The sequence below is a fragment of the Acinetobacter sp. KH_038 genome (assembly GCF_057839405.1).
The window spans coordinates 186137-204801 of sequence record NZ_CM174489.1; the positions used below are offsets into that span (position 1 = coordinate 186137).

The window sequence follows — 18665 nt, forward strand, 5'->3', positions numbered from 1 at the left end:
GTTTAAGCGCCTGGTCCTATATCTGATAAATCAATCAACTGAGCCAAAGTTATAGAAATCTTAAATCTAAAAAAACGATTATTTTTATAAAAACTTACGGTTTTACCTATTCTAAGAAATTCCGTATTCTCTCTATATCGAATGAACAATCTCATCAATATATAGAGGAAAGGTCTCATGAGTTTAATCAATACTGAAATCAAACCATTTAACGCAACTGCTTACCACAATGGTCAATTTGTAGAAGTGTCTGAGCAGGACATGAAAGGCAAATGGTCGGTTGTATTCTTCTATCCTGCTGACTTTACTTTTGTTTGTCCAACAGAATTAGGCGATCTTGCCGATCAGTATGCTGAATTCCAGAAAATGGGCGTGGAAATTTATGGTGTATCAACCGATACACATTTCACCCATAAAGCTTGGCACGATACCTCTGACGTAATTGGTAAAATCCAGTATCCAATGATTGGCGACCCAACCTGGACTTTGGCGAAAAACTTTGAAGTATTGATTGAAGCTGAAGGTCTGGCAGATCGTGGTACTTTCGTGATCGACCCAGAAGGCAAAATCCAGATCGTTGAAATCAATGCCGGTGGTATCGGCCGTGATGCAGCTGAACTGCTGCGTAAAGTGAAAGCGGCACAATATGTACATGCTCATCCAGGTGAAGTATGTCCTGCCAAATGGAAAGAAGGCGAAGCAACTCTTGCTCCTTCAATTGATCTGGTCGGTAAAATCTAATTCGATCAGTTTTGTCCAAGCAAAAAATCCAGCACAAGTTGCTGGATTTTTTATGGTCTGCCCAATATAAAAACGCAAGCTAAATGGTATAGCCCGGATGGCTTTCGGCTTGGGCACGCAAGCCTTCGACCAGATGCTCAATCAGTTTTTCCATCACCAGACGCTGACCTTTGCGTGAGGCATAGACCAGTTGTACAGTTCCCGTATTGGAACACCAGTCAGGCAGCAGATGTACCAGTCGACCAGCTTTAAGGTCTGCTTCCACAGTTAACAAGGGTAGGTCGGCAATACCCAGACCATCCAGTGCAGAATAGTAGACGCCGGCCAGATCATTACTTTTGATGCGGGGCTCTAAGGGAATGTCCATCTGTTCAGGACTGTCGGTACGATGTAGATGCCATTGATAGTGATTTCTTTGGGTGCCTAAAACAATGGTCGGAAAGTCATTGATCTCAGTGGGGTAGTTAATATGGCGATCTTTAAGCAGCTCCGGACTGGCCACTAGACAATGCGTGGTTTTAATCACATCACGGACGACAATACTGGAATCCTCATTGGCTTCAAAGTTGGTACGTATCGCCAGGTCAATCTCATCATGCAGGACATCGACACGCCGGCTGGCAATTTCCATTTCTAGCTGAACCTTGGGATAAGTCTTGAGGAATTCATTCAGCAGACTGCGGATCTGGTAGCGCATCATTACCGAAGGACAACTCAGCTTGACCAGACCTTGTGGTTCACTTTTCTGCTTGAGCAAGACATTGCGGGCGCATTCTACCTGTTGAATCAGCTTTTCACATTCTTCAAAAAACTCCTGGCCCAGCGATGTTACCTTAAAATGTCGGGTTGAACGTTGAATCAGGGTGACATTAAAACGAGCTTCTAATTCTAAAATACGTCGGCTAAGCTTGGACTTGGTGACCCCGGAGATGTCGCTGGCCGCACTGAAACCACCATGCTTGACCACCAGATAAAAATAATAATAGTCATCAAAAGAATGCACTTTTCACCTCAATCGCTCTGTGCTCATACAATTTTTATCATAGGGGAAATCCGAGTCAGGCTAAACTATTTTCACGCCAGATTAATTTAATTGTTCCAGCAAAAAGCGACCCGAAGGCCGCTTTTTTTAGAAATCACCACAGATTATTTCTGTACAGTATTCTGGTTATAGCTATTAATCAGGTTGCGATAGTCAGGAATATGATTGCTGAACAGGCTACCGAGACCTTCGATATCATTACGCCAGTCGCGGTGCAGTTCACAAGCCAGACCAAACCAGGTCATCAGCTGTGCGCCCGCCTGTGACATGCGGTTCCATGCCGCATCACGTGTCAGGTGGTTAAAAGTACCAGATGCATCTGTCACCACAAATACGTCAAATTCTTCTTCAAGTGCAGACAGTGCCGGGAAGGCGACACATACTTCTGTCACCACACCCGCAATGATCAACTGTCTTTTACCGGTGGCTTTTACAGCTTTGACAAAATCTTCATTATCCCAGGCATTAATTTGACCTGGACGGGCAATATAGGGCGCATCCGGGAATAGGTCTTTCAGCTCAGGCACCAGCGGACCATTCGGGCCTTGTTCGAAGCTGGTGGTCAAAATGGTAGGTAAATTAAAATATTTTGCTGCCGCTGCTAGAGCCAATACATTGTTTTTGAATTTATCCGGGTCAATATCACGCACCAGTGACAGCAAGCCGGTCTGATGATCTACAAGTAATACGGCTGCGTTGTCTTTGTCTAAACGTACATAAGGTTTTGCCATTTTTTTATTCCTCTCTATCAAAATTAGCATCCCGCCTTGGATAAAACGAAGGCTATTCCGGGATGTGGTGATTTTTATATTAGAGCTAAAAACAGGACAAAATAAGCCCGAATCTTGGGATAAATAATCTTGAAAATAGGATAATTAAAAATTTAGTCTAAAATTTTAAGTCAATTATATTGAACTGGGGAAGCTCAAGCAGGGATTGTCTTATATATAAGATACTGTATTCCAGTTTAAGACTATCGGTACATCTTGGCCCGGCATAAAATTACTGCATGTTCATCCTATCTTAATAGGAGTTAAAAGATGAAAAAAGTGATTGGTGTTTACCGTAATCAAAACATGCATTGGGTTGGCGATGGCTTTCCGGTAAAAAATTTGTTTTCCTATGACCGTTTAGGTCAGGCGATCAGCCCGTTTTTATTGCTGGATTATGCTTCACCCTACCATTTCGATCCGACCACTGTGCAGCATGGTGTAGGCTCACATCCACATCGCGGTTTTGAAACTGTCACCTTGGCTTATCAGGGTGCAGTCACGCATCAAGATTCAAGCGGCGGCGGTGGCACGATTCAGGCGGGTGATGTGCAGTGGATGACGGCAGGTTCAGGTGTGGTACATGAAGAATTTCATGCTCCGGATTTTGCCAGAGATGGCGGTCTCTTTGAAATGGTGCAGCTCTGGGTCAATCTGCCGGCCAAAGACAAAATGACGCCACCACGTTATCAAGCGATCACTGCCGCCGATATTCCGCGAATTGCAATGGACGAAGAGGCTGGGCATGTCCGGGTGATTGCAGGTGAATTTGCGGGTCATCAAGGTTCTGCCCATACTTTTAGTCCGATCAATGTCTGGGATGGTGAACTGAAAGCGGAACACGAAACCACCTTGCCTATCCCTGCTGGACATAATGCGCTGTTGGTCGTACTGAAGGGTGAACTGGTGGTCAATGCGACCCAGAAAGTCCTGGACAGCTCGATGGTGATGTTTGCCCTGGATGGCGATCCCTCGATTCAGTTACAAGCTTCTCAAGATACCCAGTTTGTGCTACTGACAGGTGAACCACTCAATGAACCGATTCAAGGTTATGGTCCATTTGTAATGAACAGCAAGCAAGAAATTATGCAGGCATTTCAGGATTTTAATCAGGGTAAATTTGGTGAAATCGCGGTACAGACCGAGTAGCACACTCAGGATTGAAACAAAGAAGCCTCTGCTTTCGCAGAGGCTTTTATTTTATAAGGCGCTGTAGTTTCTTGTCGTTTTAAATAATTTACGCATTAACTCATCTTAGTGGAATGTGATGGGTTCATGCTTTTGTTATGCCGGCAATCATACGATTTTTAGGCGTATTTGTCAACCAATGGTTATAAAACTGGTCAATTAAAACATTTGTTTTTAAAGTAATTTTTCTATATAAATTATAAAAAATTGAATGAAATCCTAGATTTGACTGATTTCGAGATAAGGCCGGGAAAACCGGTAAAAGCAAATCTCATTGCCTGAAAAAGCTTTTACGAAAAACATATATTCTGGAAGATTTTAATAACCTGTTTGATTGGCGCATGGTACATAATTTCTGTAGTTTTTCAATGACGGATGATCAGATTGGATATCGCAGTAATTGGTAGTGGCATGGCCGGACTGGCAACAGCCAGAATTCTCCAGGATGCAGGACATCACATCACGATTTTTGAAGCACTTCCAGGTCGCGGCATGGACAGTCATAGCCTTGAATTTGAGGGCGGACTGATTGATGCACCTTTACGTGTGATGAATCCTTATCTGTGGAAAAACACCCTGAGTCTGGCCACGCATCTTGGCATTAAAACCTATCCGGTGCGGACCTATATGGCATGCAGCTGGTTATTTGAAGATAAGACTGAAACTTGGCTGACCACATCGCGTAGCCGTATCGGTAATATTCCAATTATCAATAACCGTAAAGGCCTGCAACAGTATGGCTGGCGTCTGGTTAAAGGTCTGTTGCAGCTCAAAGTTGCCTTGACCAAATTCTTTAAGTCGAAAAATCAGGACATCAGCCTGGCAGAATTTATCAATCGTAACGAGATTGAAGAAGTGTTCTGGCACGGTGCAGTGATGCCGGTGCTGTATACCATTTGTACCTGCAATCCGAAAACTATTGGTGAATGGCCGGCGAAACCGTTATTAATTTTCCTGCGCCAACTGACCGATGGCGATGCTTTATTGCGCCTGCAAGGCGGTACACCAGCGCTGGTCGACAAACTGGTGGAAGGCATTCATATTGAAGACGGTTCAGCGATTACGCTGGTGCAAGAGCAGGGCGATCAGGTCAAAGTCGAAAATGCAGCCGGTTATTCCAAACTGTTTGACCGTGTCATTGTCGCAACACCGACCACCAAAATTGAGCAATTCCTGGATCCAGCCCAGTTTGCCAGCGAAATTGAATTATTGAAAAAATTCAAATTTGAACAGGGCGAACTGGTAATCCATACCGACGCCAGCGTGATGCCGCCAAAACGTAAAGACTGGGCTGTACTCAGCTACATGATGGATCGTAAATTTACCCGTCAGCAATTTACCGTGTGGCTCAACTCGATTGAACCTTCGCTGGTCGGCAAGTCGGCAGTATTCCAGACCTGGCGTCCGGTGACCGAGATTGACCCGAAAAAAGTCATTACCTCAGTCATGCTGACCCGTGCCGTGGTGGATGCCAATACTGTGGCGCTGAACAAGGAATTACAGCAGCGTCATCTGGAAACCAATCGTAAAGTCTTCTTCTGCGGCTCATGGTCATGTGACGGTTTGCCAATTCTGGAATCGGCTGTGACCTCGGCGATGAAGATTGCAGAGATTTTCGGTGCGCCTTTGCCGTTTCAAGGTTTAAAACCTGTAGTTGAGGTTGCTCCGCAACTGGGCTATTAATTGATGCAATGGCTTCAGGCACTGCGTCAGCGTCTTCCTCAGCATAAATATGCCATTCATGCAGCAGTGCTGGGGGATCAGGCGCAATTGTCTTGGAGCAATCTGGGCTACTGGCAGACAGGGCAGCAGGATTATGTCACTGCCTGTCGGACGCTGGCCGATCGGCTCGCAGATGGCGTCAATTTAAATTCAAAAGATAAATTGCTGGATCTGGGCTGTGGTCAGGGTGCAAGTTTGTTGCACTGGCAGCAGCAGTATCAGGTGCAATATCTGGCCGGTGTCGAACTACAAGCAGCGTATGTGGCCAATATCCAGCAGCATTTGCCAGAATTGAATGCCATTTATCAGGCTTCATTCTTGCGTTTAAAGGAATTGCCATTTTCTCAGCGTTTTGATGTGGTGCTGTGTCTGGATGCGGCCTATCACAGCCCGGTTCCGTTACTGCTGGAACAGATCAGCAGTGTTTTAAATTCAAAGGCGCGGATTGGTTTTCACCATCTGGTGTTATCGGAACGCTGGCACAATCTGAATGCCTTGCAACGGCGCAAATATCAGTTTTTATTAAAATCTGCCGATATAAATCTAAAAGAATTAATGTCTGTCGGTGCACTATATGAGTGTCTAGATCGTTTTGAATTTAAAAATATTCAGATTCAGGATTTGTCCGAAGCTGTATTTTCAGGCTTTGCAAATTATGTTGGGCAAACTTTAAATTCAAAACATGCTGCTCAGCATGCTCAAGGTTCAAGCCTGGATCATTTTAAAATTCAAATGACGGCGAAGCTATGCCAGAAATTATATCAGGAAGGGATCGTGAGATATGTGCAGGTAACGGCACAAGCGAAGCACTAGAAACAGCCAGCAATACTTAGCTGAAAACATCAGGCCCAGAAACATCAAAGCCTCACTAAAAAGCGAGGCTAAGATATGGTGCCGGCACACGGATTCGAACTGTGGACCTACTGATTACAAGTCAGTTGCTCTACCAACTGAGCTATGCCGGCATGGTGGGGTGCATTTTACAGACTTTTATTCGCTGCGCAAGCCAAAAAATAACCGTTCAATCTATTTTGACAGGATTTATCATTTTTCGGTTGATGGTATCTAATGTCTTTTCTAAGGCAACATAGAAAGCGCCCATATAAGCAGATATGGGCGAGGATCAATATATAGAGTCTGGTCGTGTTTAAACGCTTAACGGGAATTAGCGGTTTTTTAGAATCCGGTCTAATTCTTGTGCACATTCCTCTAAAGTAAAGGCCATATCAAGCTGCATTTGCGGTTTGAGTTCTTGAGCGAGGCTTCGCCACTGTTCGATGAGTCTCAGAGCTTTTTGGATTTTATGTTTATTGATGTCTTTGGCAATGGTTGGAGTATAACCGCCACGTTTTGCATTTTTGATCTGTTTTGCATAGTTTGCGCTGTTATTCATATTCGCTCTCCGAATAGCAGTGTATCTATTTAGCTTTAAGTTTAAATGGCTCGATCAATCATGTATTTGGTTCTATTTTATAGTTTTTATGCTCCTCTCAATCACTCTATAGGCAACATAACATAGCTTTGATGACAATAGAATTAAGCTATTTTTATGCCAGTTCTAAATTGAACCGAGAAAAGGACAAGAGCTTAAGAAAAATTTAAATATGGCGGATGATCACCCTGCAATAAACCTGTGCCTTGGCATCGCGTGGCTTGCATCATTCTGATGATGGATTGTTCAATTATTCTAAGCAGATGCGAGTTTAAAGTTCAGGCAATAAAAAACCCGAATCATGTGATTCGGGTTTTTAAATTCTGGCGGTGAAAGAGGGATTCGAACCCTCGAAACGCTATAAACGTTTACACACTTTCCAGGCGTGCTCCTTCAGCCACTCGGACACTTCACCATAGGCCGAGGATAATAGCGAAAAAAACCAGCTGTGCCAAGCTGAAACAATTGATTTGCAGAAAAACTTTTAACGTGGTGCTATGATTCGCAAAAATGCTTGTTCAAAAACGAAGACAATATATGCAAAGCACTGCACAAAAAGCAGCTCTCCCGGTGATTACACTGGCTGCGCTTGGGGTCGTTTTCGGAGATATTGGTACCAGTCCGCTGTATGCACTGCGCCAATGCTTCCTCACCGCACATCTCGCCATTAGTGAAGCTTCTGTACTGGGCATCCTGTCGCTGATTTTCTGGTGCATGATGCTCACCATCAGCTTTAAATATGTCACGGTGATCATGCGGGCCGATAACAATGGTGAAGGCGGGATCATGTCATTGCTGGCCCTAAACCTGCGAACCACACGGATTGCCGATCAAAAGAAAATTTTCCTGATTGCCTTGGGTTTTATTGGTGCATCGCTATTCTTTGGTGACGGGATCATTACCCCGGCCATTTCCGTGCTGTCTGCGATCGAAGGCCTAAGTATTGCAACCCCAATTTTCAATCAATGGCTGGTGCCTTTATCCATCGGGATTCTGGCCGGGCTGTTTATGGTGCAGCGGCATGGTACGGCCACCATGGGTAAATTTTTCGGGCCTTTAACCATGCTCTGGTTTCTGTCGATTGGCGGTTTTGGTTTGTGGAGCATTATCCAGACCCCGTCTGTGCTGTGGATGGTCAACCCTTACTGGGCATATCACTTTGTGGTTGATCAGCCCTATGTGGCTTTTCTGACCATGGGAGCAGTAATTCTGACCATGACCGGTGGTGAAGCAATTTATGCCGATATGGGGCATTTTGGCCGTCTGCCGATTCGTCTGGCCTGGTTTATTATTGTCTTGCCGTGTTTATTGCTGAATTATGCCGGACAGGGCGCATTGTTGCTGCGTAGTCCTGAAGCGCTGGCCAATCCTTTCTATATGCTGTTGCCGGACTGGGCCCTGTTCCCGATGATTGGACTGGCCACCGCAGCGGCGGTCATTGCCTCGCAGGCGGTGATTACCGGGGTATTTTCTATGGTCAATCAGGCCATTCAGCTGCGTTATTTGCCGCGTTTATCGGTCAAGCACACTTCGGCAGTCGAACGTGGCCAGATTTATCTGCCCTTTATTAACTGGATGCTGTTTATCTCGGTTTTGATCCTGATTTTACTGTTTGAAAATAGTGCCAATCTGGCCAGTGCTTATGGGGTCGCAGTGACCATGACCATGCTCTGCGGAACCATTCTGATCTCGATTCTGGCCTATGGTTTATGGCGTTGGCCGGTCTGGAAAGTGGCGCTGTTTGCTGTGCCATTTTTGGCACTGGACTTAGTCTTTGTTGCTTCAACTTCTTTAAAAATCACCTCGGGTGGCTGGGTGCCGATTCTGATTGGCGCGGTGCTGTTTACCATTTTGCTGACCTGGAAAGATGGCCGAGCTTTGGTGCTGAGCCGTCTGGAACAGGATGCCTTGCCGATTGATCTGTTTATTAAAAGTATTTCAATGGGAGAAGGTACCAAGTTTGTGCCGGGTGAGGCCATTTTCCTGACCGGTACACCGAACATTGTCCCGCATGCCATGTTGCATAATATAAAACACAACAAGGTCTTACATGAACGCAATATCATGCTCACGGTGATTACCCGGGATGTACCATTTGTAGACAGTCAGGATCGGGTTGAGCTGGAAAAGCTGAGCGAGCATTTTTATCGGGTATTTATTTATTATGGCTTCAAGGATCAGCCCAATATTCCGCAAGCCTTGCAACAGGCCTATCAAAAATGGAATTTTGAATATGACCTGATGCAGATCAGTTTCTTTATCTCACGGGAGCGGATTATGCATACTGTCGGGGAGGGCATGGCGCCATGGCGGGAAAAACTGTTTATCTCCATGCAGCGTAATACCAGTCCGGTCAGTGACTTTTATCAGATTCCGCCAAACCGTGTGGTTGAGCTGGGTACCCAGATTCAGATGTAAGCAATAAAAAAACCAGAGTTCGACTCTGGTTTTTTTAAGGGAGAATACAATAAAAATTAAATGAGTATTTTAGCTTATTGCTCAGGTTCTACTGCAGCTGGCATTTCCGGTGCTGCATTTACCGGCTCTTCCATCAGAACCGCTTCAGCATTGGCCTGAGCTGCAACTTCCGCTTGTTCATTCATGGCACTGGCTTCAGGTACAGCGGCTTGCTGTTGCTCTTCAAGCATCGTCTGCTGTTGCGGCTCAGTCATAGAAGTAGTGGCTTCTACTTCGGTATTGTTGCCGGGTTCAGTCAGATTGGCCGGCATTTCTGATTCATTCATGCCTGGTTCTGCCACCGGTGGTTGTGGAGATACCATCTCTGCATTGCCTGGGGCCTGCATCATGGACGGATCATTTGGAATCGCTGGCTGTGGCGCTGCGGTACGCGGATCGACCAGGCGCACTTGACCAGAGTTGACAAGAGTTTCCAAAGACGCTTGCTGACCATTTACCGTGGTAGTAATTTTAGCTTTAGACAAGCTTTCAAGTGTTTCACCCGGTTGAACCGGTGGCTCGGCAAATGCACCTGCACTAATTACACCTGTGAATAATCCTAAACCTAATATTTTAGTGAGTTTGGAATTCATAATTGACACCACTGCTAATAATTGTATGAACTGGAATAGGCGGTTAGCTTTACACACTCATCCGGCAACACCAATTAAAGCTACTCAAAGACTGCGAAACCTCATTTAAAAAGAAATAAAAAATAGACAGTTTGTTACAACTCTCGGGGTTTTTAGGCCAGTATTGTTCATTTGCTAAGCGAATGGCGGGGCCAGGATATACTTCATATATAGAGCTTGTTAAGCTCGGAAAAAGTCGGCATTGATCTAAAAAGTACGTGTAATAATGACCAAGAAGCAGCGTAAATCCAAGAACTCTTTTTTTCAGTTTTTAAATGAGAATAGTATTAAAGTCATCCTCGGCGTGGTGGCTTCGAGTAGTTTTGCCATTGCCTTTGGTCAGGAAAGAATCAGTCAATGGGTGTCTCTGTCTGCTTCATCCGATTCTGCCTGTCTGGCACAGTTTTATCGGGATGTACCGCCATATCTGATGAAAGACAGCCTGAAAAAAGACAGTTATTCACTGTGCTTCAATGGCTTTAATGTCGGTTATTCCGGAGTATCTAAAACACCGCTTTGGGTCGCCGAGGCACTGACCCCGGCACGTTTAAGCCAGAAAATTCCGCGTGAAGATAATTTTCATGAAGAAACCCAGGTCAAACCCGCACATCGGGCGACGCTGGCCGATTATCGTGGTTCAGGTTATGACCGGGGCCATATGGCGCCAAATGCCGACATGCCGAACAAGGCGGCACAGTCTGACAGTTTCTCGCTGGCCAATATGGTGCCACAAGCACCGAAAAACAATCAGCAGGTCTGGCGTGAGCTGGAAGAAGCCACCCGTGCTATTGTCACCAAACAGAAGCAGGATGTCTATGTCGTTACCGGGCCGGTATTTGCTGCGAAAAAGTTAAAGACCATTGGCAATGGGGTGATTGTCCCTACCGCGGTGTATAAGGCAGTTTATATGCCGAAAACCGGTGCGATTGGTGCCTATTATGCGCCGAATGATAATTCGCTCAAAGTGCGTGTTGTCAGTGTCTGTTATCTGGAAGAACAGCTCGGTATTAACCTGTTTCCGCAACTGACTGAAGAACAGAAACGCAATACCTATAAGCTGCCCCTTACAGCCAAGGCAGTCAAAGCCAATCAGAAAATCGAATATTCCAACTGGGATGCAGAAAGCCAGTGTGCCGAGGAAGTTCCTAAAGAAAAGCTGCAGGCAGTGCAAGCTGAGTTTAAATCTTCAGGTTCAGGCAGCCCGACCTCCTCAGCGACTGGCGGAGCGATAGATAGCGATACGCAAAATACAATTGTAAAACAGCTGATAGATGCGCTATTGCAATATATTCTGCAGTTATTGAAATAAGCTTGCTGAAAAAATCGAGATTCGGGTAGCATGGATCTCACCGCATCATTGAACAATAACAACGACAGGTGGAGACGATATGTTTAAAGCGTTTGAAAATGGCAGTGAATCCCATGCGATTCATGATCTGACCCTGGAAAATGATCTGGACTGCGTCAGCCTGTACGGAAACTTACAAATCACCAAGGATCAGGAAGGTCTTAAGGCCGCCAAGGCGTTGCAGGCTTTTGTAAATGATGTGGTGCAGCAACTGGAAAATACCGCCGATCTGCCAGAAAAGCTGCAACGTGACGATCTGGACGAAATCGAAAATCCATTTTTATAAAAAATTTTAGTATTTTTGCAGATGTTGCATCTGCAACAGGATGAACAGCCCAATATCGCGATTGGGCTTTTTACTGTTTGCCGTTTTAGTCTGGCAGTCTCTCAAGTGAGTCAAACCTTAGGCCATGAATACATGGTGCTAGACCGGGCGGGTCAAAGATTCCAAACGCCATTGTTGGGGTGTCAGCTGGGTCCATTGCTTGAATGCCCGCTGAAATGCACTCTGCTCGGAATAACCGAGCAGCATGGAAATTTCCTGTAAGCTCAGGTGCGGGTCTTTCAGATATTGCATCGCCATCATGCAGCGGATTTCCTGCATACGCTGCTGATAGGTTTTGCCCTGTTTTTGCAAATGCCGTTGTAATTGCCGTACAGAAAACTGCATTTGCTGGGCAATATGCTCGATCTGAAACAGGTTTTTTTGCAGGCCCACCAGAATGGCCTGCTGCAACTGCTGGTCAACCTGACTGGAATGGGGGAATTTTTCCAGTAAGGCTTCGGCCTGTTGCTGCAATAGCTTCTGCAAGGTCTGATCTCCCTGCTTGAGGGGCTTAGACAGTTCGCTGACAGGCATTAACACCTGGTTTTTGGCCTGGCCAAAACGGACTTTACAGCGGAAATACTGTTCATACAGGGCAATATTTCTGGGCATGGAATGCTGAAAATGTACCTCATGCAGATGTAGATGACTGCTATCCAGAATATTCGCTTTAACAAATTCAATCATCAGTGCAATGGCGATTTCATCGGTCAGCTGGGTACTCATCTTGAAAGGAACTTCTCCCCAGGCAATCGAAAGATAGTCTCCTTCATGCTGGATCTGCAGGGCACTGCCATCATAAATCAGACGATGGTAAGCATGATAGCGCATGAAGGCCTCACCCAGCGTATCGCTGGAAAGTGCCAGATAGCCAATAATGCCAAGGTGTTTGGTTTCGACCAGTTGGGCAATTTCCAGTCCTAGCGCTGGCCGTTGTAACTGTTGATCGAGTGTGGTCAGCAGCTCGCGCCACAGGACGAAATCAAAGCGTTCCAGGTTTTGTATGGCCAATAACTTCTCAGGGACCTCGAGCTGTTTCAGCTGATAATAGTCCAAAAGTAAATGTCCTAAACCACCGTATATCGAGCCTACGTAGTTTTTTAGAACCAGCATTTTTAATTCTTTTATTTTGTCGTATTTTGTCAATCATATTGAATATTTTGGTCAATATCTAGCCTTTTGTTTAGCCTATATTAAAAATAGGCCAAGAGGGAAAAGATCATGTGGAAAGGTTTTCTGGCAGGATTAGTCGTTGCCAACGGATTTGAATGGTTTGCGCATAAATATGTATTACACGGGATTCATCGCCAGGGACAGAGCCGCTATAGTCCGGTGCCTGAGAGTATGCGCTCACATTGGCAGCATCACCGGATTGTGCGCAAGACCGAATTTTCCGACTTTGGCTATGTAGAAGGGCTGGATAACTGGCGAACCCGCAATGAAATTGCTTCTCTTGCCGTTGTCGCGACCGTGTTTGGGCTGAGTTTTTATCCTTTTTCCAAAGGCATGTCACTGGCCGCCCTGTACAGTGCAGGTAACTATTATTATCTGCATCGGCGGGCTCATCTGGAACCGGAATGGGCGAAAAACAAGCTGCCCTGGCATTATGACCATCACATGAACAGCAATCAGGATGCCAACTGGTGTGTGACCAAGCCCTGGTTTGATTACCTGCTGGGTACCCGGGTGATTTCCTCTGCAGATCTACAGGAACAGAACCCTTTAGGTATGGTCCTGCCTGCACCCATAGCGAAAAAACTGAATAGTTGGGCAGCGCGCTATTGTCCGGCCACATGGGCACATACTCCGGCTAAAACAGCGCAAAACACTGCGACTCATCATTTAAATATGCCAGTAAATGGCTAAAAACCGGTTGTTGTCGTGATTTGTCAATAAAATACACTTGTATTGTCAATATTCTGCTGTTTATTTGCCCTATATTCACTGCTGTCGGTGAGTGAAGCCTCATACTGGAGTGTGTGGTGTAATAAGTTATTTTGAATACCAAGTGCTGTAGTCTTTTCTTGGTTTTACAGGGAGTCGAAAGACTCCTTTTTTTTGTCCATATTTGCCTGATTTGTTTTATCTGAGACATAAAAAAAGAGTGTTTATAAAAACACTCTTTAATTGAATCATCATCTAAAATAATTTAGAGGCGCATTTCAATGCCTTGGGCTGCCATATAGGCTTTGGCTTCCGGAATGGTGTGCTGGCCAAAGTGGAAAATTGACGCTGCCAGTACTGCATCGGCACCGCCATGAATAATGCCATCGGCCAAATGCTGTAACGTTCCCACACCGCCAGAAGCAATCGTTGGTACGGTGACCCGGTCATTGATGGCACGCATCAGGGCAATGTCATAGCCGGCTTTGGTGCCATCGGCATCCATCGAGGTAATCAGCAATTCACCTGCGCCGTAATTGGCCATTTGTTCTGCCCATTCCAAGGCATCAATTCCGGTCGGCTTGCGGCCGCCATGGGTGAAAATTTCCCATTTGTCTTCACCGGTTTTCTTGGCATCAATTGCGACCACGATGCACTGTGCACCAAAACGTTGAGATGCTTCCTGGACAAACTCAGGATTAAATACTGCAGCAGAGTTAATGCTGACTTTATCTGCACCGGCATTGAGCAGTAAACGGATATCTTCGACTTTACGTACACCGCCACCGACGGTGAGAGGCACGAAAACGGATTCGGCCATACGTTCTACGGTACGGTAAGTGGTATCGCGTCCATGATGTGTAGCGGTAATATCAAGGAAAGTAATTTCATCGGCACCCTGTTCATTATAACGGCGCGCCACTTCAACCGGGTCACCCGCATCACGAATATCAAGGAACTGGACACCCTTGACCACGCGGCCGTTATCCACGTCCAGACAAGGAATAATACGTTTAGCTAGCATAAATTTTTCCAATTATTACAGCCGATTATGAAACTCACCCACGCAAGCGCTACACCTTGGCAGATGGAAACGGTATTCTAGCAAAATTATGTAAGTTTTTTCGCAGGTTTTCTATGTCGGTTTATACCACTTTGACTTTAAAGGAAGTTCAGGATTTTGCAGCGCCTTATGGTTTAAAGGCAATTGACCTGATTCCGATTCAAGGCGGTATTCAAAATACCAACTATTTTCTGGTCTGCGAAGATGCGCAATATGTGCTGACCGTATTTGAAGATATGGATGAACAGGCCGCCGGTGAGATGGTGCCGGTACTAGAGCATTTAGGTCAGGCCGGTGTGGCCGTTCCGGTACCGTTATCACATTCAGGCAAAGCCATTCACAGCATTAAAGATAAACCGGCACAGATTGCACCACGTATGCTGGGTGAACATCCGATGCCATCGACCGTGGCACAAGCTGCAGCGATTGCCGTAGCGCAGGCGAAAATGCACGTGGCACTGCAAGACTTCCAGCTAGAGCGTAATTTCGTGCGCGACCATGCCTATTGGCTGGCAGTTTCCAAAGAGATCAAACCGAGTTTAAGTCCGGCCGACAAGGCCTTGCTGGCTAAGCTTTTAGGCCTGTATGAGGCTTTAACCGCAGTCTATCCTGACCGTCCACGTGGTTTTATTCATTCCGACCTGTTCCGCGACAATACCTTGTTTGAGGGCGATCAGCTGAATGGCATTCTGGATTTTTATGAACTGAATAAAGATGAACTGCTGTTTGATATTGCCATTACCTTGAATGACTTCTGCACTGATTATCCAGCGCTAAGCTTGAATGAAGAACGTGCAGTTGCTTTTTTAAATGCTTATGAAACTATCCGTCCCTTAACCCATGATGAAAAGGCCTGTCTGGAACTGTATCTGGCCATGGCCGCAGGGCGTTTCTGGATGATGCGTTTACAGGTGGCTCAGCGGAATGCGGCACTGGGTCGTACTGGTGAAGATATTTTGCAAAAAAATCCGGATGAAATGCGCAATATGTTGATTGAACGACTAAAATTCGTCACAGCTTAAGTATTCACATACAACAGGATAAAAAAATGCGTGATCAGGGACGTTTAGTGGAGTGGTTTGATGACAAGGGTTATGGCTTTATTCAACCGATTGATCCGGCCAAAGATCGCGTATTTCTGCATATCAAGGACTTTGCCAAGCAGGGGCCCCGTCCGATTGTCGGCTGTGCCCTGGATTATCTGGTCATTCTGGATGAGCGCGGACGTTATCGTGCGCAGCAGGTTATGTATCTGAAGGCATCACAAACCAAAACCTCTCAGGCCAAGCTCAAACCGTCCAAGCCACAGCAGGCACAGAAATTACAAGCAATGCAGATTGCCTGTGTGGTGTATATCCTGTTTCTAAGCGCTTTAACCCTGGGCGGGCTGCTTAGTGGACTGGTGTTATTGCTGGTCAGTCTGATGAATGCGCTCAGCTACTGGCTCTATGCACAAGACAAGGAAGCGGCCCAGCTGGGTAATCGCCGTATTCCGGAAAATACCCTGCATCTGCTGGCTTTTTTAGGTGGCTGGCCGGCAGCCTGGCTGGCACAGCAAAAACTGCGACATAAAACACAAAAACAACCATTCCGGCAGATATATTTTTGTACTATAGCCTTTAACATCATTTTGATTCTATGGCTAATTTCCCCATTTAACAGTTTAAATATTTAGGGGGAGCATCAGGAGGGGACGTGAACTATTCCATTGATAAAGACCCAAACCGCACACTGACTTTCGCACTCTACATCTTATATATTGTGGCCATTTTTAGCGCTGGCCTGTTGGCCATCGTGGCATTGATCATTAACTACGTCAAACGTGGCGATGTACGCGGTTCAATTTTTGAAAGTCATTTCACCTGGCAGATCCGCAGTTTCTGGTGGTATCTGGTCTGGAATGTCATCGCCTTTATTCCATTCTTGTTTCTGTTTTTTACCGGCGAAGACCCGAACCTGTTTGCAGGTGTGGCCTTTGGCGCATCCGCTTTCTGCTTGCTGGTGGTGTTTCTGGCCTGGGTCTGGATTGTATATCGCGCAATTCGCGGCATGATGCGTTTGAATGACAACCGGCCAATGTACACAAAATAATTTTAGTCCTCTTTTCTCAGGCAAAAAAATCCCCCTTGATTAAAGGGGGACTGAGAAGTCAGGAAAGATCTTGCTTGAATTCTTCTGCTCGGTTTTTTCTTAAAAACTTTGGTTTCCATTCACTGGCGATCACGCCCAGTACCACCATCAATCCACCCAGTAGCGCCAGCGCCGGCAGACGTTCTCCTGCAAGTCGGCCGAAAAGTGCAGCCCATACCGGTTCACCGGCGTAGATAATCGCGGCTTGAGAAGGCTCTACCATGCGCTGCGCCCAGTTCATGACCAGCTGAATCAGGGCACTGGCCATGCCTAAACCGACCAGAATTCCTGCCAGATGCCAGTGAAATTCAGGCAACTGGGATTCACCGAAAACAGGTGCGATCAGAAAACAGAACAAGGCCGCAAAAATCAGTTGCAGCACCGTGACCCGACGTACATTGACCTGCTGGGCAAAATGGCTGATCAGAATAATCTCCAGTGCAATGGCAATCGAACCGAGCAGGGTTAAGGCTTGTCCAAAACTGAGCTGAATGCCAGCAAAACCATTGCCGGTCAAAAATACCAGTCCTATAAACGCAAGCAGCGCTCCGATCCAGGTCATCACCTGCGGTTTTTTGCCAAACAGCAGCCAGAGCAGAATCGGCACCAGCGGAACATACAGGGCGGTTAAAAAAGCCGATTCACTGCTACTGATGGTCTGTAAGCCCACGGTCTGGGTGCCGTATCCAAAGGCGATCATCATTCCGATCATTGCACCGGCAAAAACTTCTTTCAGGGTCATGCCAGTCAGGGATTTGAACGAGATCAGGGTTATGGCAATAGCGGCCGCAGCAAAACGCAGACCGACAAACATAAGCGGGCTGCTAAAATTCAGTCCGTACTGTACGGTAATAAAACTGCCGCCCCAGATCAGGGTAATCAGGATCAAGGCGAATTGTGGAAATCTGGCCTTCAGGGCAGAAGAGCGAAAGCTGGAAGTGAGGGTCGGCATGTCAGGAGATCGGAAAATTTAAAAAATAAAAAAGAGGTCCGAAGACCTCTTTTACAGCAGACTTAATTATAGCGCCTGTTGTTCATCTAGCAATAACTGTGCTTCACGTAAGCTTAAGGTGCCTTCATAAATGGCACGACCGGTAATGGCACCCAGAATGCCTGGCTGGTCTTTCAGGTTACGTACGTCATCCATATTGGTTACGCCGCCTGAAGCGATCACAGGTAAACCTGAATATTGTGCCAGGTTCACGGTCTGCTCAATATTCACACCCTGCATCATGCCATCACGTGCAATGTCGGTATAGACAATGCTCGACACGCCTGCATCGGCAAAACGCTTGGCCAGATCGGTCGCTTTGACGTCAGTGACATTGGCCCAGCCATCGGTTGCGACCATGCCATTCATGGCATCAATGCCGACAATGATATGACCTGCGAATTTTTTGCATGCTTCCTCAACAAATTCAGGATCCTGAACTGCCTTGGTACCAATAATCACAAAAGATACGCCCGCTTGCAGATAATGCTCGATGGTTTCCATGGAACGGATACCACCGCCAATCTGGATTGGCAAGTCTGGCTGAGCTTTGGCAATCGCTTCAACCACTGGCTTATGGATAGGCGTACCTGCAAAAGCACCGTTTAAATCCACTAAATGCAAGCGGCGAGCGCCTTCATTTACCCAATGCTGTGCTGTTGCGACCGGATCGTCAGAAAATACGGTATCGTCTTCCATACGACCTTGCTTTAAACGGACACATTTGCCATCTTTCAGGTCAATTGCAGGGATGATCAGCATGCTTTCGCTCCTTGCTTAATCTTTAGAATGAATTTCAGTGGCTTCATCTTAGCAAATAAAGTCGAAATTTCTAACTCTTAAACAGTATCAATAAAGAAAACCTGTCCGGAGACAGGTCTTAGTCAGGTAATTTATTTTCATCATTTTAATGATTCAGCAACTGCGCATGCGATCTGCT

The 18665-nt window shown here is 46.0% G+C and carries 19 protein-coding genes and 2 tRNA genes; 11 read left to right on the forward strand and 10 right to left on the reverse strand.

Features of this window, described 5'->3' with window-relative positions; all coding sequences use genetic code 11:
* The first annotated feature begins 177 nt into the window (after positions 1–177).
* A complete protein-coding gene (ahpC, locus tag AC3IT7_RS00830; RefSeq protein WP_475655105.1) occupies positions 178–741 on the forward strand; it encodes an alkyl hydroperoxide reductase subunit C in 564 nt (187 codons plus the stop codon).
* A 79-nt stretch (positions 742–820) separates the two neighbouring features.
* Here ahpC and AC3IT7_RS00835 read toward each other — a convergent pair whose 3' ends face one another.
* Positions 821–1744 carry a LysR substrate-binding domain-containing protein gene (locus AC3IT7_RS00835; RefSeq protein ID WP_489249068.1) on the reverse strand — a complete coding sequence of 308 codons (924 nt, stop codon included), beginning with the start codon at positions 1742–1744 and terminating at the stop codon, positions 821–823.
* A gap of 143 nt (positions 1745–1887) precedes the next feature.
* Positions 1888–2514, reverse strand: coding sequence for an isochorismate family cysteine hydrolase YcaC (gene ycaC / locus AC3IT7_RS00840; RefSeq protein WP_489249069.1), 627 nt, complete (start codon positions 2512–2514; stop codon positions 1888–1890).
* Positions 2515–2823: 309 nt separating this feature from the next.
* Here ycaC and AC3IT7_RS00845 point away from each other — a divergent pair, with 309 nt between their 5' ends.
* The 3 genes from AC3IT7_RS00845 (at position 2824) to AC3IT7_RS00855 (ending at position 6276) form a co-directional block, all read left to right on the forward strand.
* A complete protein-coding gene (locus AC3IT7_RS00845; protein ID WP_489249070.1) occupies positions 2824–3702 on the forward strand; it encodes a pirin family protein in 879 nt (292 codons plus the stop codon).
* 414 nt (positions 3703–4116) lie between these two features.
* The gene (locus AC3IT7_RS00850; RefSeq protein WP_489249071.1) at positions 4117–5424 is read left to right on the forward strand and encodes an FAD-dependent oxidoreductase; all 1308 of its coding nucleotides are present in this window, start codon (positions 4117–4119) and stop codon (positions 5422–5424) included.
* 3 nt (positions 5425–5427) lie between these two features.
* A complete protein-coding gene (locus tag AC3IT7_RS00855; protein ID WP_489249072.1) occupies positions 5428–6276 on the forward strand; it encodes an SAM-dependent methyltransferase in 849 nt (282 codons plus the stop codon).
* Between the two features lie 76 nt (positions 6277–6352).
* On the opposite strand, the gene AC3IT7_RS00860 is transcribed toward AC3IT7_RS00855, so the two are convergent.
* The 3 genes from AC3IT7_RS00860 to AC3IT7_RS00870 form a co-directional block, all read right to left on the reverse strand.
* Positions 6353–6428 (reverse strand) — tRNA-Thr (locus AC3IT7_RS00860).
* Between the two features lie 200 nt (positions 6429–6628).
* Positions 6629–6856 (reverse strand): hypothetical protein, encoded by a 228-nt coding sequence (locus tag AC3IT7_RS00865; protein WP_475655102.1) that lies wholly within the window; start codon positions 6854–6856, stop codon positions 6629–6631.
* Between the two features lie 363 nt (positions 6857–7219).
* Positions 7220–7310: transfer RNA gene (locus AC3IT7_RS00870), tRNA-Ser, on the reverse strand.
* A gap of 122 nt (positions 7311–7432) precedes the next feature.
* Between AC3IT7_RS00870 and AC3IT7_RS00875 the strand changes: the two genes are divergently transcribed.
* Complete coding sequence (locus AC3IT7_RS00875) at positions 7433–9313, forward strand: potassium transporter Kup (RefSeq protein ID WP_489249073.1); 1881 nt, start codon at positions 7433–7435, stop codon at positions 9311–9313.
* A gap of 74 nt (positions 9314–9387) precedes the next feature.
* On the opposite strand, the gene AC3IT7_RS00880 is transcribed toward AC3IT7_RS00875, so the two are convergent.
* Positions 9388–9945: a hypothetical protein gene (locus AC3IT7_RS00880; protein WP_489249074.1), complete on the reverse strand. Its 558-nt coding sequence runs from the start codon at positions 9943–9945 to the stop codon at positions 9388–9390.
* A gap of 265 nt (positions 9946–10210) precedes the next feature.
* On the opposite strand from AC3IT7_RS00880, the gene AC3IT7_RS00885 reads away from it, so the two are divergent.
* Complete coding sequence (locus AC3IT7_RS00885) at positions 10211–11293, forward strand: DNA/RNA non-specific endonuclease (protein WP_489249075.1); 1083 nt, start codon at positions 10211–10213, stop codon at positions 11291–11293.
* 79 nt (positions 11294–11372) lie between these two features.
* Positions 11373–11618 carry a hypothetical protein gene (locus tag AC3IT7_RS00890; protein WP_489249076.1) on the forward strand — a complete coding sequence of 82 codons (246 nt, stop codon included), beginning with the start codon at positions 11373–11375 and terminating at the stop codon, positions 11616–11618.
* A 138-nt stretch (positions 11619–11756) separates the two neighbouring features.
* On the opposite strand, the gene AC3IT7_RS00895 is transcribed toward AC3IT7_RS00890, so the two are convergent.
* A complete protein-coding gene (locus AC3IT7_RS00895; RefSeq protein ID WP_489249077.1) occupies positions 11757–12770 on the reverse strand; it encodes an AraC family transcriptional regulator in 1014 nt (337 codons plus the stop codon).
* Between the two features lie 108 nt (positions 12771–12878).
* Between AC3IT7_RS00895 and AC3IT7_RS00900 the strand changes: the two genes are divergently transcribed.
* Positions 12879–13523, forward strand: coding sequence for a hypothetical protein (locus tag AC3IT7_RS00900; protein ID WP_489249078.1), 645 nt, complete (start codon positions 12879–12881; stop codon positions 13521–13523).
* 283 nt (positions 13524–13806) lie between these two features.
* Here AC3IT7_RS00900 and hisF read toward each other — a convergent pair whose 3' ends face one another.
* Entirely contained in the window at positions 13807–14565 is a 759-nt protein-coding gene (gene hisF, locus AC3IT7_RS00905; protein ID WP_475655095.1) for an imidazole glycerol phosphate synthase subunit HisF, read from the reverse strand.
* A 113-nt stretch (positions 14566–14678) separates the two neighbouring features.
* On the opposite strand from hisF, the gene AC3IT7_RS00910 reads away from it, so the two are divergent.
* From AC3IT7_RS00910 to AC3IT7_RS00920, 3 genes are read left to right on the forward strand one after another with little or no spacing between them, the layout of a single operon-like run.
* Positions 14679–15626, forward strand: a complete 948-nt coding sequence (locus tag AC3IT7_RS00910; RefSeq protein WP_489249079.1) for a homoserine kinase — start codon at positions 14679–14681, stop codon at positions 15624–15626.
* A 26-nt stretch (positions 15627–15652) separates the two neighbouring features.
* Entirely contained in the window at positions 15653–16279 is a 627-nt protein-coding gene (locus AC3IT7_RS00915; RefSeq protein ID WP_489249080.1) for a DUF1294 domain-containing protein, read from the forward strand.
* Between the two features lie 20 nt (positions 16280–16299).
* Positions 16300–16695 (forward strand): DUF4870 family protein, encoded by a 396-nt coding sequence (locus AC3IT7_RS00920; protein ID WP_489249081.1) that lies wholly within the window; start codon positions 16300–16302, stop codon positions 16693–16695.
* A 58-nt stretch (positions 16696–16753) separates the two neighbouring features.
* Here AC3IT7_RS00920 and AC3IT7_RS00925 read toward each other — a convergent pair whose 3' ends face one another.
* Together AC3IT7_RS00925 and hisA are read right to left on the reverse strand one after the other, a co-directional pair.
* Positions 16754–17686 carry a DMT family transporter gene (locus tag AC3IT7_RS00925; protein WP_489249082.1) on the reverse strand — a complete coding sequence of 311 codons (933 nt, stop codon included), beginning with the start codon at positions 17684–17686 and terminating at the stop codon, positions 16754–16756.
* Between the two features lie 66 nt (positions 17687–17752).
* A complete protein-coding gene (gene hisA, locus AC3IT7_RS00930; protein WP_475655092.1) occupies positions 17753–18487 on the reverse strand; it encodes a 1-(5-phosphoribosyl)-5-[(5-phosphoribosylamino)methylideneamino]imidazole-4-carboxamide isomerase in 735 nt (244 codons plus the stop codon).
* Between the last annotated feature and the right edge of the window lie 178 nt (positions 18488–18665).